This is a genomic window from Pseudomonas frigoris (genome assembly GCF_047758635.1).
GTDB lineage: Bacteria > Pseudomonadota > Gammaproteobacteria > Pseudomonadales > Pseudomonadaceae > Aquipseudomonas > Aquipseudomonas frigoris.
Window position 1 is genome coordinate 1,108,900 of record NZ_CP180479.1, and the last position, 14,408, is coordinate 1,123,307.

Sequence of the window (14,408 nt, forward strand, 5' to 3'; positions counted from 1 at the left end):
CCACGCCTGACCGCTTCAACGTTATAAAAAATGCCCCGCAGTGAAAGCTGCGGGGCATTTTTTTGTCTGCAAAAAAATGAGACGAGTCATGAAGTTGCCTGACCCCAAAGTCAGTGCTAGGTTTAGCCCACTGCCCGTGTAGCTCAGTTGGTAGAGCAGCGCACTCGTAACGCGAAGGTCGCAGGTTCGATTCCTGTCTCGGGCACGAGCGACACGTTGTTTTCAGATGATCCCGAATGGTTCTGAAGGCCAGATAAACCGGGCTTCAAACGGTTTTTTGCGTCAGAGAGATCCTTGATGATCCAGATCCATCTTCCATTCCCCAGATCAAAGAGAACGCCATGACCGTTAAAGAATTGACCCAAGAAGCCAGACACGCAGAAGCGCTGAAGAAGTACTTGCTGGAATCGCCCCAGCTAGCCGAAGAGATCAAGGACTTGCCCGCCGACGATCAGAAAGACCAGATCCAGTGGGCATTCGAGGATGAGGCAGAGTCTCAGGGCTTGCAGCCGTGGGAACTGACGCTCAAGTACACCTCAACCCCTGAAGAGTTCGAGGTTGCGCGCCTTGTTCTGCACAAGGAGGCTGCCGAGGTGTTGGGCGTCGAGTGGGAAGAGTACTGCGAGATGAATAATCTGGTGGTCTGAACTGTGGGAGCGAGCTTGCTCGCGAGGAGGGCGTGTCAGTCGACGTAATTGGCGCCTGACTCACCCCTTTCGCGAGCAGGCTCGCTCCCACATTTGGTACGGACGTTTTCTCGATCAGAGGCTCAGTCGCATCGACAGATCGACAGCCTTCACATCCTTGGTCATTGCACCAATCGAGATGTAATCCACCCCGGTCTCGGCGATCGGTAGCAGCGTGCTTTCGTTGATACCGCCGCTGGCCTCCAGTTTCGCCTTGCCGCCGTTCAGGCGCACGGCTTCGCGCATGTCATCCAGGCTCAACTCATCGAGCATAATGATGTCGGCACCGGCCGCCAGGGCTTCCTTCAGCTCCTCCAGGCTTTCCACTTCGATCTCCACCGGTTTGCCCGGGGCAATCTTGTGCGCGGCTTTGATGGCCTCCGGGATGCCACCGCAGGCGGCAATATGGTTTTCCTTGATCAGGAAGGCGTCGTACAGGCCGATGCGGTGGTTGTGGCAACCACCGCAGGTCACGGCGTACTTCTGCGCCAGACGCAGCCCCGGCAAGGTTTTACGGGTGTCGAGCAACTTCACCTGAGTCTCGGCAACGTAATCCGCCAGGTACTGCGCGCGCGTGGCCACGCCAGAAAGCAACTGCAGGAAGTTCAGTGCACTGCGTTCGCCCGTCAGTAGTGAGCGCGCCGGGCCTTCGAGGTGGAACAGCACCTGATTGGGTTTCACCCGCTCGCCATCGCGCACCTGCCAGTGCACCGCAACACGTGGGTCCAGCTGCCGAAACACTGCATCAACCCAGGCTGTGCCGCAGATGACGGCAGCGTCGCGGGTAATGATGGTGGCTTTGGCCAGGCGTTCGGCGGGGATCAACTGTGCGGTGATGTCGCCGCTGCCGATGTCTTCGAGCAACGCACGGCGCACGTTGGCTTCGATTTCGGCGGTCAAATCGGCGAGACGTAGATTCGGCATAACGGACTCCACAAACAAAGTGGTCCGATTATAGGGCCATGGCGCTGGGCAACCCAAGGCGTCAGAGGCGTTCCCATCGCTCTGAAACCTGCATTTGGTCGATTCGCCTGAGTAATCGGCACTAAGTCAGCGTCTGCCATAAGCGTCTATTTCAATGGGAAACGCAGAGTCTGCTGGTAGAGGGGGCATCTTTTGCAAGATAATCCGCCTTGCTTTTGACGTCATGGCTTTGACGTGGATTTGGATTGACGACTTCGAAGACTCACCGTTTCAGGAGGCCTGAATGCACAACGACGGGAATGTAGTGCCTTTGCACAAGGTTGCTACCGACCAGGCGACTCACTCGCCGCTCGCCCGCCTGCCTGTGATTCTGCTTCAGGTTCGCGACAAGGCCGCTCAACAGCTCAGGCATGGTTTGCAGGAACTGTTCGATAACGCCGACGACACGCTGTTCGAAATGGCCGACCGGGCCCGCATTGACGTCGAACAGAACCTCTTCTTCGAAGCCATGCGCGACTTGCGCCTCAAGCGCAAAAACATCGAACGCGGCTTTCTCGAACAATTCTTCGCGGCTTTTGTCAGCCTCACCCAGTACGACATCACTCAGTCTGCCTTGCCCATGGCGTTGGTCTTCGACGATTCGGTGGCGCTGCCCGATGACGACATGGAACGTAGCGTGGCGGTGGAGGCGATGGTCAGAAAAGTGCTGAACCGCGACGGATTCGCCCTGGACCAACTGACCGCCCGACTCAGCGCACTGCTGGGCAGGGAACTGCTCGATCAGCACAATCCCATGGGGCCGGCGATGCTCTGCGAGTACTTTTTGCAGGCCGGGCGCAACCTGGGGGTGGAGATCAAGGTCAAGCTGATCATCCTCAAACTGTTCGAGCGCTATGTGCTCAGGGATGCCAATCAGCTCTACGCCGAAGCCAATCAGTTGCTGATCGCCACCGGTGTTCTGCCTGACCTTAAGCCCGCCCCTGCGCGTCGGGTCACGGATCGTGCGACTGCCAGCGTTGGTACTGAACCCGCACAGGCCAACACTCGCGTCGGTGGCCCGCCGATCGACGACAGCGTGCAGGAAGTCTTCGCGGCGTTGCAGGAGTTGCTGTTTCACGTGCGTGGCAGTGTAGCGCCAACCCTGGAAGCCAGTGCCCAGACACAGCCGATTTCCACCCGTGACCTAATGCGGCTGCTCTCGCACTTGCAGCAATACGTGCCGGCGCCGGCAGCCCAGGACGACTTCGATCTGCGAAACCAGCTCGAACAACTGCTGACCCGGGTCAGCGTCAAAAGTGGCAAGTCACGCGTGGTCGGGGTGGCTGACGAAGACGTGATCAACCTGAACGCCATGCTCTTCGAATGCATCCTCGATGACCGCAACCTGCCGGACTCGCTCAAGGCGTTGATCGGCCGCCTGCAGATCCCGATGCTGAAAGTGGCGGTGCTCGACAAGAGCTTCTTCAGCCGCAGCAGTCACCCGGCCCGACGCCTGCTCAATGAAATCGCCACCGCAGCCATGGGCTGGGGTGAGTTCGATGACCATGAGCGCGACAGTCTGTATCTGCGCATCGAGCAAGTGGTGCAACGGTTGCTGAACGATTTTGTCGATGATCCGGCGGTCTTTTCCGAATTGTTGGCGGATTTTCTCGCCTTCACCAACGATGAGCGCCGTCGCAGTGAGCTGCTGGAGCAACGTACCCGTGACGCCGAAGAAGGCCGCGCCAGGACTGAACTGGCCCGCCAGCGCGTCGAGCAGGTGCTGAATCAGGCCTTGTTAGGCAAAGTATTGCCGCAACGGGTGGTGGTGTTTGTCCAGGAAGCCTGGAGCCAGGTGCTGCTGCTGACCTGTCTCAAGCACGGCGATCAGTCGGCCGAGTGGCACGCCAATGTGCAGTCCATGGAGCAACTGATCTGGAGCGTGCAGCGTCATGATGAGGCTGATGCGAGTCTGCGCTTGTTGGCGCTGGTGCCTGGATTGCTCAAGTCGTTGCGCGACGGGCTGAACAGTTCGGCCTTCGATCCGTTCGCCACCAGCGAATTTTTCAGTGAGCTGGAAGCCTTGCACGTTCAACTGTTCGAGCGTCCAGGGCAAAAGCTTGAACAGTCTCTCGATACTCCGGTAATGGTCCAAGTGCTGCAGGAAATCGTCCTGCGAACCGCGGACGAAGGGCCGGCCGAAACGGCGTCAGTTCGTTTACCGGAGGACGATGCCGGTTTGCTTCAGGTCGATCAACTGCGGTTGGGGTGCTGGGTCGAGTTTCAGGAAGACGAGGACAACACCCTTCGCTGCAAGCTGGCGGCGATCATTGAAGCCACCGGCAAGTACATTTTCGTCAATCGCACTGGGATGAAAGTGCTGGAGCGCAGCCGCACCAGTCTGGCGCTGGAATTGCGTCGTGGCGCGGTGCGCGCGCTGGACGACACCTTGCTGTTCGACCGGGCGCTGGAGTCGGTGATCGGCAATCTGCGTCGCCTCAATCGCGGCAAGTGATCGCGCCCCGAGGGTCTATCGCGGCATACTGGGCGCCTACACAGTCGTCGTTGAAGGAACCTGTATGCAGTTGGACCCCGCGAGCGGTTGGTGTCAGGGCGTAGATATTTGCCCCTCGCCCAACTTCAATGCGCGCCCCTCGGGCGAAATTTCCCTGCTGGTGATCCACAACATCAGTCTGCCGCCAGCGCAGTTCGCTACCGGCAAGGTGCAGGAATTTTTCCAGAATCGTCTGGATGTCACGGAGCACCCTTACTTTGAAGGGATCGCCGACCTGCGAGTGTCTGCGCACTTTCTGATCGAACGTGACGGCACCGTCACTCAGTTTGTCTCTTGTCTTGAGCGTGCCTGGCATGCCGGCGTCTCGAGTTTCGAAGGGCGGGAAACCTGTAACGATTTTTCCTTGGGCATCGAACTTGAAGGCACGGATGATCTGCCGTTCACCGACGCTCAGTATCAAGCGTTGACGACCCTGACCCGGCAGCTGCAAAGCGCGTTCACGGCCATCACCGCACAGCGCATTTGCGGGCATAGCGACATTGCACCCGGGCGTAAAACCGATCCGGGGGCTGCGTTCGACTGGGCACGCTATCGGGCGGCCCTGGCAAAAGAGGAACAACAATGAGTTTTCTGGTGTTGCTGTTGGCGGTCTGGATCGAGAAGTTCTCGGCCCTGCGCCATCGGGTTCAGCGTGATGGTGGATGGGTTCGCGAGCTGAACAAGCTTGAGGTCAGTCCGCGTCTGGCGAAAAGTCCGTGGTTGATTTTGCTGATACTGGTGTTGTTGCCAGCGGCACTGCTGGGTTTGCTGCTACTGGTATTGGACCCAGTGGCTTACGGTCTGCTGGCGTTGCCGGTGCATCTGCTGGTGGTGATTTACAGTCTCGGCCGCGGTGATCTGCTGGCCGGTCTCGGGCCGTTTCGCGATGCCTGGCGCCGGGAAGACCTGCAAGCGGCCGCTCATGTAGCGGACCGCGATGTGGGTATCTGCGCCGATAGCGGTGAACAACTGCTGGAACGGGTCGAAGGGCATCTGCTGTGGGAGGCTTATCAGAGCTTTTTCGCGGTGATTTTCTGGTACTTCCTGCTGGGGCCGGTCGCGGCCCTGAGCTATCGACTGCTGGCCCTGGCCGAAGAACACGGGCAGAACCCGGCCGTGGTCGAGCGCGCGGCAAAACTGCGTCATGCGTTCGACTGGGTGCCGGTGCGTCTGCTGGCGGCGAGCTTTGCGTTGGTCGGCAACTTTGTCGCGGTCAGCCGGGTGATGCTGCACGAGCTGCTGAACTGGAACATCAGCGCCGCTCAGCTGATCGAAAAGGTCGGGCTGGTGGCCGGTGAGATCCCGGCCCCGGTGGTCGGGCCTGACGGCATCAACAGCCTCGACCGGATCTGGGAACTGCTGCTGCGCGCGGCGGTGCTCTGGTACGCCGGTTTCGCGCTGTGGACCGTCCTTCCGTAAGCACACTGACCCCCTGTAGCAGCTGGCGCAGCCTGCGTCCGACTGCGCAGCAGTCGCCAACTCAGTCACCGCGGTTTGTCAGGCTCACCGCGTAATCAGGATTTACGACTGCTGCGCAGCCGGACGCAGCCTTCGGCAGCTGCTACCAGACCGGGAGCGTCCTCCCGTTAACCTTAAGTTACAAAACCTCCCGCCGATTTGAGCTATACAGAGACAGCGCCGAATAGTGGCTATCTGCTCTCGACCCGCGCCTGCCAATAAAAATAAGAAATCAAAGGGAGACTTCCAGTGAAGAGCTTGCTCTATCCCGCCGTCGCGCTGATGAACCGCCTGAGCTTTGGCATGAAGTTCAGCCTGATCAGCGTGCTGTTCCTTGTGCCGATGCTGGTGACCAACTTCTATCTGGTGCGTGATTCTTATCGAGAATTCCAGGGCACCCGGGTCGAACTGCAAAGCCTCGACCTGCTGGGCAGTAGCCTGACGTTACGGCGCGATCTGGAAACCCTGAACAACCTTGTGCAGATCAACGTCACCCTTGGTCAGTCCGGCAAGGCCGGCAATGTCGAGTCACAGATCAGTACCCTGGGGCAAAGTGTGCTGACCCGTTTGCAAGGGCTGACGGCGATGACCGCGGACGCTGAGCAAATCATGGTTTTCGATGGCAAACGCGATGAAATGATCGCCGCGTTCAAGGCCCAGCAAACGGAAAACTCCCTGCAAAGCAAAAGCGCGATGATCGGCAAGTTGCTCGGCAACGCACAAATTTTCAGCCAGATCATCGCCAGTCAGGCCGGCCTGAGCCGCGACACCCAGAGCGACATGCGCCAGCTGAGCGAACTCATTACCAATGTCACCCCGCCCGTGACCCAGCTTCTGGGCGAAGGCCGGGCGATGGGTTCTTTTTCGCTGGGGCAGGGCTTTCTCAACTCGGCATCGAGTACCCGTTTTGATGAGTTGCTGGCGCAGATCGAAAAACTGCAGGCCGAATATGCCTTGAAGTTGCAGGACGCGCTGGGCTCCAGCAAAGCGGCACGGGAAACCCTGGCCGCCCAGGCTGATAGCAGCAAGGCATCGTTGAAAAAGGCCAGTGAACTGTTCGAAGAGCAGGTGGTGATGGCCGACACGCTGGATGCGCCGTGGCAGGGCTTTTACGATCAGGTCACGGGCCTGATGGACCAGACCTACCAACTCAACGAAGCCACCCTGAAGTTTCTCGGCACCCAGTTGCAACAGCGACTGGAGCAGAACCGCACCCACATGGTCTTGCAGGCCGTGGCGCTGTCGGTGGTGTTTGTGTTGATTTTTTACCTCTACGGCGGCTTCTACGCCTCGACCCGCACCACCCTCAAGCGTCTTGGCGCGGTGATGGACAAGGTCGCGGCCGGCGACATGACGGTAACCTTCAGCGCCAACAGCCGCGATGAACTGGGCGAGTTGGGCGAGGTGTTCAACGGCACCGTGAAGAAAATCCATGACCTGATCGAGCGGGTCGGCCAGACCGTCACTGAGGTCGAGCGCCAGGCCGGGCAGGTGGAGAACGTTTCCGCCCAGAGCAACCAGGCGGTGGCGGGGCAGCGCACGCAGATCGAGCAGGTCGCCACGGCCATGAACCAGATGTCCGCCACGTCCCTTGAGGTTGCACGCAGTGCCGCGGCAGCGGTCAGCAGCGCTCATAGCGTCAATGACGAGACCATCAGCGGTCGCGGGCTGGTGGAATCCCAGCAGGGCAGCATCGCTGCACTGGCCAGTGAGATCGATCAGTCGGTGCTGGTGATCAATCAGCTGGCCAGCGACAGCCAGTCCATCAGCCGTGTGCTGGAGGTGATCAAGAGCATCGCCGAACAGACCAACCTCTTGGCCCTCAACGCGGCCATCGAAGCCGCTCGGGCCGGTGAGCAGGGCCGTGGTTTTGCGGTGGTGGCGGACGAGGTTCGGACACTAGCCAAGCGCACCCAGCAATCGACCGAGGAAATCGAGCAGATGATCGCCAAGCTGCACAGTGGTGTCGGCGCTGCGGTGAAGGCGATGGGTACCAGTCATCAGATGGCCAACGGCACGGTGGGGCAGTCGGAAAAGGTTCAGCAAGCGCTGGAAAACATCCTCGGTGCCGTCGGCATGATCGTCGATCAGAATCAGCAAATTGCCGCAGCGGTAGAGCAGCAGACCGCCGTGGCCCATGACATCGACCAGAATATTGTCGAGATCAACCGCGCCGGTGAGCGTACCGCCGAAGGTGCACACCAGACCGAAGACGCCAGTCGTGCGTTGTCGGCCCAGGTGGTGGAGTTGAAGCAGCTGATCAGCGCGTTCCGGGTTTAAAGAACTCTGCGGCGCAAAAAAAATGTGGGAGCGGGCTTGCTCGCGAAAGCGGCCTGACAGGCGACATCTATGTTGAATGTTGATCAGCCTTCGCGAGCAAGCCCGCTCCCACAGGTATGTGTGCTCTGTCTGTAGTATTTGTTCCCTCCTCAGGTAGGCAATGTCCGGTTTTCCTCCGCCGTCTGGCTTTTCGTCTTTAATGAAGGAAGATCAATCACTTGGACCCGCCCTGAGGAGGCTCGGTTATGTCTGCTGCAACGATTGGAATCCAGGGTCATTGCGCTCATTGCGCGAGCACACTCCTGCTCAAACCCTGGCAACTCAACGCCATTGCGATCAACGAAGCGTTCGCGTGTTCTCACTGCCAGAAAGCCTTGCAACTGAACGATCCGAAACAGATCAAGCGCTTCAAGTCCCTCGACTCCCTGGCATTACTGCGGGCGAGCACGTTGGTCATGATTTGCACCGCGTTGCTGGTGGCGTTGGTGTTGGAGTGGATCGGGATGTTCAGCGTCGTGGAGCAGCTGAATTTTTCGCTGTTGGCGATTCTCGTCTATTTCGCCGTCATGCGGTTTGCCCGGCACCGGCTACACATGACGCTGACGCTGGAAGCCGCCAAGGCCTACGCCGACTGATTACCAATTGAACAGCTCACAGGCATTGGCAGTGCTGGCGGTGGCCAATTGCTCGGGGCTGATCGCCATGATCCCGGCCAGTGCCGAGCAGATCGCCGGCAGATGCGCCGGGCTGTTGCGTTGGCCGGGGAACATGGCGGGCGCCATGTCCGGCGAATCGGTTTCCAGTACCACCGATTCAAGCGGTAATTCGACAAGCACACGGTGCATGCGCAGGGCCTGAGGCCAGGTCGCGGCACCGCCCAGACCCAGTTTGAAACCGAGCTTGATGTATTCGCGGGCTTCTTCTTTGCTGCCGGCAAAGGCATGAATGATTCCCGCACGTTTCAAGCGAAACCGTTTAAGCGTGGCAATCACCGTCGCATGGCTGCGTCGCACATGAATCAGCGCGGGAAGATTGAAGTCCGCCGCCAGTTGCAGTTGCGCATCGAACAGTGCCTGTTGGCGTTCACGGTCCAGGGTTTCGATAAAGTAATCCAGACCGATCTCGCCCACCGCGCAGAGCTGTCGATGGCCGGTTAACCGAGTCAGACAGTCACCGAGTTCCGTCAGGTCTTCGGGACGGTGATCATCCAGATACACCGGATGCAAACCGAACGCCGCATACAGATCGGGATCGCTTTGCACCAGATCCCAGACCCGCTGCCAATTGCCCTGATAAACCCCCAGCACCACCATCCGCCGCACTCCGAGGGCGCGGCTCTCGGCCAACAACGCCGTGCGATCCTCGTCGAAGTCCGGAAAGTCCAGATGAGTGTGGCTGTCGATCAGCTCCACGGTTCAGTCCTGGCGAATACGCTGCTTGAAGGTCCGCGCGATGGCCTGCACGCCGGGTCGGTAATCCGATTGCTCGATGGCGGCCAAGGCCAGTTCCAGAGCCTTGTCGGCGATGAGCTGATGCTGCTGGGCCATGGCGTTGACCGGCAGCGGCAGGAAATCCAGCAGCTGCGTGTCGCCGAAGGTGCCGAGGCGCAACGGGCGGGTTTTGAGCGGGAAGCCGTGCAAGGCATCGAATACGCCCTGAAGCAGTACGTAGGAAGTCGTCACCAGCGCATCCGGCAAATGGCCCAGACGCTGTAGCAGTTCTTCCATCAACTGTTTGCCGCACTCACGGCTGAACGACTCGCCGTGCTCGATCAGCACCTCGCCTTTGAATTCGGCCAGAGCCTCTTTGAATCCTGCGGCCCGCTCCTGGCTGATGCTCAGTTCGGGGCGTGCGCCGATCAGTGCGATCTGTTTGGGCAGCGGGTCCAGTAGACTGCCGGTCAGTTGTAGGCTGGCCTCGCGGTCATCGCTGATCACCGAGCAGAAATGCTCAGGCTCCATGACCCGGTCGATCGCGATGATCGGAATGCCCTTGGCCTGCAATTGGCGATAGCTGTCATCGCCGGCCGGCAGGCAACTGGCAACGATCAACGCATCGCAACGACGGGCCCGGAACAGTTTGAGCAATTGCCGTTCGCTGTCCGGCGCATCGTCGGAACTGGCGATCAGCAGCTGATAGCCGCGAGCCCGGGCGCCTTGTTCCAGTAGTTTGGCGATTCGCGCGTAACTGGGGTTTTCCAGGTCCGGCAGAATGAAACCCAGGGTTCGGGTGTGCCGACTGCGCAGCCCGGCAGCCTGGGGGTTGGGCGTAAAGCCATGTTGTTCGACGACCGCGCGCACGCGCTCGACGGTGGCACTGCTGATACGTTGTTGTTCTGCCTTGCCATTAATGACATAGCTGGCGGTGGTAACGGACACACCGGCCAACTGGGCGATATCACTGAGTTTCAACCCGGGATTTCCTTGTTTTTTTTCGAGCTTGCCCGACATTTTCGCCAATCCTACCCGATTCAGGCAGACGACCATTGTCGCAGCCCATCCGACAATTGGACTTCAAGGATGAGACATTATCGAGTAACGTGCCAATCATTCTAGATTAAACGTTTCAGCAAGCGTATTTTCTACGTTATAGGCTCCTTTGCCGGTTCTGCCGCGAAACCGCCAAAACTGCCCCTGAAAAGGTGTGCCTAAGAGCCTAAGCTGAATCATTCAAAACAATACCTGGCGTCACAAGGCGCCAAAAAGGAGAAAGCATGCTCGAGCTCACCATAGAGCAGATATCCATGGGCCAATCGGCTGTGGATAAGTCCGCAGCGTTGCACCTGTTGGCCCAGCATCTGGTCGCCGATGGCCTGGTGGCCGAGGGTTATCTCGCTGGGTTGCAGGCGCGCGAAGCCCAGGGCTCGACCTTTCTCGGGCAAGGTATTGCCATCCCCCACGGTACGCCGGAAACCCGCGATCTGGTGTTTTCCACCGGCGTGCGGCTGATGCAATTTCCTGAAGGCGTGGACTGGGGCGACGGTCAGATCGTCTACCTGGCGATCGGTATTGCAGCCAAATCCGACGAACACCTGCGCCTGTTACAACTGCTGACCCGTGCCCTCGGCGAAACCGACCTGGGCCAAGCCCTGCGCCGCGCCAGTTCCGCCGAAGCCTTGTTGAAACTGCTGCAAGGCGCGCCGCAAGAACTGGCGCTGGATGCACAGATGATCGGCCTCGGTGTGTCCGCCGATGACTTCGAAGAGCTGGTCTGGCGCGGTGCACGCTTGCTGCGTCAAGCCGACTGCGTGAGCAATGGTTTCTCCGCCGTGTTGCAACAAGTCGATGCGCTGCCCCTGGGCGATGGCCTGTGGTGGTTGCACAGCGAGCAAACGGTCAAGCGTCCGGGCCTCGCCTTCGTCACGCCGGACAAACCCATGCGCTACCTCGGCCAGCCACTCAGCGGTCTGTTCTGCCTGGCCAGCCTCGGTGAAGCCCATCAGGCCTTGCTCGAACGTCTTTGTGCGTTGCTGATCGAAGGTCGCGGCCACGAATTGGGCCGCGCCACCAGCAGCCGTAAAGTCCTCGAAGTCCTCGGCGGTGAGCTGCCGGCCGATTGGCCCAGCGCTCGCATCGCGTTAGCCAACGCCCACGGTTTGCACGCGCGTCCGGCGAAGATCCTCGCGCAACTGGCGAAGAGTTTTGAAGGTGAAATCCGCGTACGCATCGTCGATGGCCAGGACAGCGCGGTGTCGGTGAAGAGCTTGAGCAAACTGCTCAGCCTCGGGGCCCGTCGCGGTCAGGTGCTGGAATTTGTCGCCGAACCGAGCATCGCCGCCGATGCCTTGCCAGCCTTGCTGGCCGCCATCGAAGAAGGTCTCGGTGAAGAAGTCGAGCCGTTGCCAGCCGTGAGCCAGCAGCGCGAAGTGATCGCCGATGTGGCCGAAGTGGTCCTTGCGCCAGCCTCCGGCAGTCTGGTTCAGGCTATCGCCGCTGCACCGGGCATCGCCATCGGCCCGGCGCACATTCAAGTGCTGCAAACCATTGAGTACCCGCTGCGCGGTGAGTCTGCCGCCATCGAGCGCGCGCGTCTCCAACAGGCGTTGGCGGACGTGCGTCGCGACATCGAAGGTCTGATCGAGCGCAGCAAGTCCAAGGCCATTCGCGAGATCTTCATCACCCACCAGGAAATGCTCGACGACCCGGAATTGACCGATGACGTCGACACCCGTCTCAAGCAGGGCGAAAGCGCCGAAGCGGCGTGGATGGCGGTGATTGAAGCGGCGGCCAAACAACAGGAATCGCTGCAGGACGCCTTGCTCGCCGAGCGCGCCGCCGACTTACGCGACATCGGCCGTCGAGTGCTGGCGCAACTGAGTGGCGTCGAAACCCCGAGCGAGCCTGAGCAACCGTACATTCTGGTGATGGATGAAGTCGGTCCATCCGATGTCGCCCGTCTTGACCCCGCCCGCGTCGCCGGCATCCTCACCGCCCGTGGCGGTGCTACCGCGCACAGTGCGATTGTCGCCCGAGCGCTTGGTATTCCAGCGCTGGTCGGCGCCGGCCCGGCCGTGTTGCTGCTGGCGCCGGGCACGCCATTGCTGATTGATGGCCAACGCGGCCGCCTGCACGTGGACGCCGACGCGGCGACCTTGCAGCGCGCCACCGAAGAGCGCGACACCCGCGAGCTGCGTCTGAAAGCGGCTGCCGAACAACGTCATCAGCCGGCACTGACCACCGACGGCCATGCAGTCGAAGTGTTCGCCAACATCGGCGAAAGCGCCGGCGTGACCAGCGCGGTGGAGCAGGGCGCCGAAGGCATTGGCCTGCTGCGCACCGAACTGATTTTCATGGCCCACTCGCAAGCGCCGGACGAAGCGACCCAAGAGGTTGAATACCGTCGTGTACTCGATGGCCTGGCCGGTCGGCCGCTGGTGGTGCGTACTCTCGATGTCGGCGGCGACAAGCCGCTGCCGTATTGGCCGATTGCCAAAGAAGAAAACCCGTTCCTCGGCGTGCGTGGTATTCGCCTGACTCTGCAACGTCCGCACATCATGGAAGCGCAATTGCGCGCGTTGCTGCGTGCGGCGGACAACCGTCCGCTGCGGATTATGTTTCCCATGGTCGGCAGCGTTGATGAGTGGCGCCAGGCGCGGGACATGACCGAACGGCTGCGTCTGGAAATTCCGGTTGCCGACCTGCAATTGGGGATCATGATTGAAGTGCCGTCGGCTGCACTGCTCGCTCCGGTACTGGCCAAAGAGGTCGACTTCTTCAGCGTCGGCACCAATGACCTGACCCAATACACCCTGGCCATCGACCGTGGTCATCCGACCTTGTCGGCCCAGGCTGACGGCTTGCACCCGGCGGTGCTGCAACTGATCGACATCACCGTGCGCGCGGCGCATGCCAACGGCAAGTGGGTCGGCGTGTGCGGCGAGTTGGCGGCCGATCCGCTGGCGGTGCCGGTGCTGGTCGGTCTCGGTGTGGATGAGTTGAGTGTGTCGGGTCGCAGCATTGCCGAGGTCAAGGCGCGGATACGCGAACTCAACCTGGCCCAGACCCAAATCCTTGCCCAACAGGCCCTGGCCGTGGGCAGCGCCAATGAAGTGCGCGCATTAGTGGAGGCTCTGTAATGGCCAAGATCCTGACCCTGACCCTCAACCCGGCGCTGGACCTCACCGTCCAGTTGCCGCTACTTGCCCCCGGCCAAGTCAACCGTAGCGACGAGATGCACACGCATGCCGCCGGTAAGGGCGTGAACGTGGCACAAGTGCTGGCGGACCTCGGGCATCAGCTCACGGTCAGCGGTTTCCTCGGGGAGGACAACCTCCAGGCGTTCGAAACCCTGTTCGCCAAACGCGGGTTTGTCGACGCGTTCATCCGTGTTCCGGGTGAGACGCGCAGCAACATCAAACTGGCGGAAAGCGATGGGCGCATCACCGACATCAACGGTCCCGGACCCTTGGTGAGTGAAGCCGCGCAACAGGCGTTGCTTGATCGACTTGATCAGATTGCACCCGATCATGACGCGGTCGTCGTTGCCGGCAGCTTGCCCCAAGGCATCAGTCCTCAGTGGTTGCAGGCGTTGATTGTGCGTTTGAAAAATCTCGGTTTGAACGTGGCGCTGGACACCAGTGGTGAAGCCTTGCGGGCGGCGCTCAAGGCTGGTCCGTGGCTGATCAAACCCAATACCGAAGAGCTGGCCGACGCGCTCGGCTGCGAGGTGGTTTCGGTGGCTGCGCAAGCGCACGCCGCGAGCCGCTTGCACGCTCAAGGCATCGAGCACGTGGTGATCTCCGACGGCGCCGATGGCGTGAACTGGTTCAGTGTCGGCTCGGCGATGCATGCCACGCCGCCCAAGGTCAGTGTCGTCAGCACAGTGGGCGCAGGCGATTCGTTGCTGGCCGGCATGCTCCACGGTTTGCTCAGCGCCGACACGCCGGAACAGACCTTGCGCACCGCCACGGCGATTGCCGCGATGGCGGTCACCCAGATCGGTTTCGGTATTGGCGACGCCACGCAGTTGGCGCGGCTCGAACAGGGCGTGCGCATACGCACCCTGACAGAACAATAAGAGGGTTTGTC

At 60.4% G+C, this 14,408-nt stretch carries 11 protein-coding genes and 1 tRNA gene; 9 read left to right on the forward strand and 3 right to left on the reverse strand.

The features are described from left to right. The first annotated feature begins 132 nt into the window (after positions 1–132). Both ACMXYH_RS04975 and ACMXYH_RS04980 read left to right on the forward strand, forming a co-directional pair. A tRNA-Thr gene (locus ACMXYH_RS04975) sits at positions 133–205 on the forward strand. 136 nt (positions 206–341) lie between these two features. Next, a complete protein-coding gene (locus tag ACMXYH_RS04980) occupies positions 342–647 on the forward strand; it encodes a DUF6388 family protein (protein ID WP_134422043.1) in 306 nt (101 codons plus the stop codon). 114 nt (positions 648–761) lie between these two features. Here ACMXYH_RS04980 and nadC read toward each other — a convergent pair whose 3' ends face one another. Beyond that, complete coding sequence (gene nadC / locus ACMXYH_RS04985; RefSeq protein WP_129438593.1) at positions 762–1,610, reverse strand: carboxylating nicotinate-nucleotide diphosphorylase; 849 nt, start codon at positions 1,608–1,610, stop codon at positions 762–764. A 283-nt stretch (positions 1,611–1,893) separates the two neighbouring features. Between nadC and ACMXYH_RS04990 the strand changes: the two genes are divergently transcribed. From ACMXYH_RS04990 to ACMXYH_RS05010, 5 genes are all read left to right on the forward strand, one after another. Next, complete coding sequence (locus ACMXYH_RS04990; RefSeq protein WP_415766477.1) at positions 1,894–4,104, forward strand: DUF1631 domain-containing protein; 2,211 nt, start codon at positions 1,894–1,896, stop codon at positions 4,102–4,104. A gap of 64 nt (positions 4,105–4,168) precedes the next feature. Next, positions 4,169–4,729 (forward strand): 1,6-anhydro-N-acetylmuramyl-L-alanine amidase AmpD, encoded by a 561-nt coding sequence (ampD, locus tag ACMXYH_RS04995; RefSeq protein ID WP_415766478.1) that lies wholly within the window; start codon positions 4,169–4,171, stop codon positions 4,727–4,729. Further along, positions 4,726–5,562, forward strand: a complete 837-nt coding sequence (gene ampE / locus ACMXYH_RS05000) for a regulatory signaling modulator protein AmpE (protein WP_415766479.1) — start codon at positions 4,726–4,728, stop codon at positions 5,560–5,562. The genes ampD and ampE overlap by 4 nt, the downstream gene beginning before the upstream one ends. A gap of 288 nt (positions 5,563–5,850) precedes the next feature. Continuing rightward, entirely contained in the window at positions 5,851–7,881 is a 2,031-nt protein-coding gene (locus tag ACMXYH_RS05005; RefSeq protein ID WP_415766480.1) for a methyl-accepting chemotaxis protein, read from the forward strand. A gap of 245 nt (positions 7,882–8,126) precedes the next feature. Then, positions 8,127–8,516, forward strand: a complete 390-nt coding sequence (locus ACMXYH_RS05010; protein ID WP_415766481.1) for a hypothetical protein — start codon at positions 8,127–8,129, stop codon at positions 8,514–8,516. Here the strand turns inward: ACMXYH_RS05010 and ACMXYH_RS05015 are convergent, their stop codons facing one another. Next, the gene (locus ACMXYH_RS05015) at positions 8,517–9,293 is read right to left on the reverse strand and encodes a TatD family hydrolase (protein WP_415766482.1); all 777 of its coding nucleotides are present in this window, start codon (positions 9,291–9,293) and stop codon (positions 8,517–8,519) included. Between the two features lie 3 nt (positions 9,294–9,296). After that, positions 9,297–10,292, reverse strand: coding sequence for a catabolite repressor/activator (gene cra, locus ACMXYH_RS05020; RefSeq protein ID WP_415766483.1), 996 nt, complete (start codon positions 10,290–10,292; stop codon positions 9,297–9,299). Positions 10,293–10,594: 302 nt separating this feature from the next. Here cra and ptsP point away from each other — a divergent pair, with 302 nt between their 5' ends. Together ptsP and pfkB are read left to right on the forward strand one after the other, a co-directional pair. Then, complete coding sequence (ptsP, locus tag ACMXYH_RS05025; RefSeq protein WP_415766485.1) at positions 10,595–13,456, forward strand: phosphoenolpyruvate--protein phosphotransferase; 2,862 nt, start codon at positions 10,595–10,597, stop codon at positions 13,454–13,456. Continuing rightward, positions 13,456–14,397: a 1-phosphofructokinase gene (gene pfkB / locus ACMXYH_RS05030; protein WP_134422037.1), complete on the forward strand. Its 942-nt coding sequence runs from the start codon at positions 13,456–13,458 to the stop codon at positions 14,395–14,397. The genes ptsP and pfkB overlap by 1 nt, the downstream gene beginning before the upstream one ends. Positions 14,398–14,408 lie beyond the last annotated feature (11 nt).

Coding starts and splice junctions, on each gene's coding strand:
- ptsP (WP_415766485.1), top strand. CDS start 10,595: ATGCTCGAGCTCACCATAGAGCAGATATCCATGGGCCAATCGGCTGTG.
- ampD (WP_415766478.1), top strand. CDS start 4,169: ATGCAGTTGGACCCCGCGAGCGGTTGGTGTCAGGGCGTAGATATTTGC.
- ACMXYH_RS04980 (WP_134422043.1), top strand. CDS start 342: ATGACCGTTAAAGAATTGACCCAAGAAGCCAGACACGCAGAAGCGCTG.
- ampE (WP_415766479.1), top strand. CDS start 4,726: ATGAGTTTTCTGGTGTTGCTGTTGGCGGTCTGGATCGAGAAGTTCTCG.
- ACMXYH_RS05010 (WP_415766481.1), top strand. CDS start 8,127: ATGTCTGCTGCAACGATTGGAATCCAGGGTCATTGCGCTCATTGCGCG.
- pfkB (WP_134422037.1), top strand. CDS start 13,456: ATGGCCAAGATCCTGACCCTGACCCTCAACCCGGCGCTGGACCTCACC.
- ACMXYH_RS04990 (WP_415766477.1), top strand. CDS start 1,894: ATGCACAACGACGGGAATGTAGTGCCTTTGCACAAGGTTGCTACCGAC.
- nadC (WP_129438593.1), bottom strand. CDS start 1,610: ATGCCGAATCTACGTCTCGCCGATTTGACCGCCGAAATCGAAGCCAAC.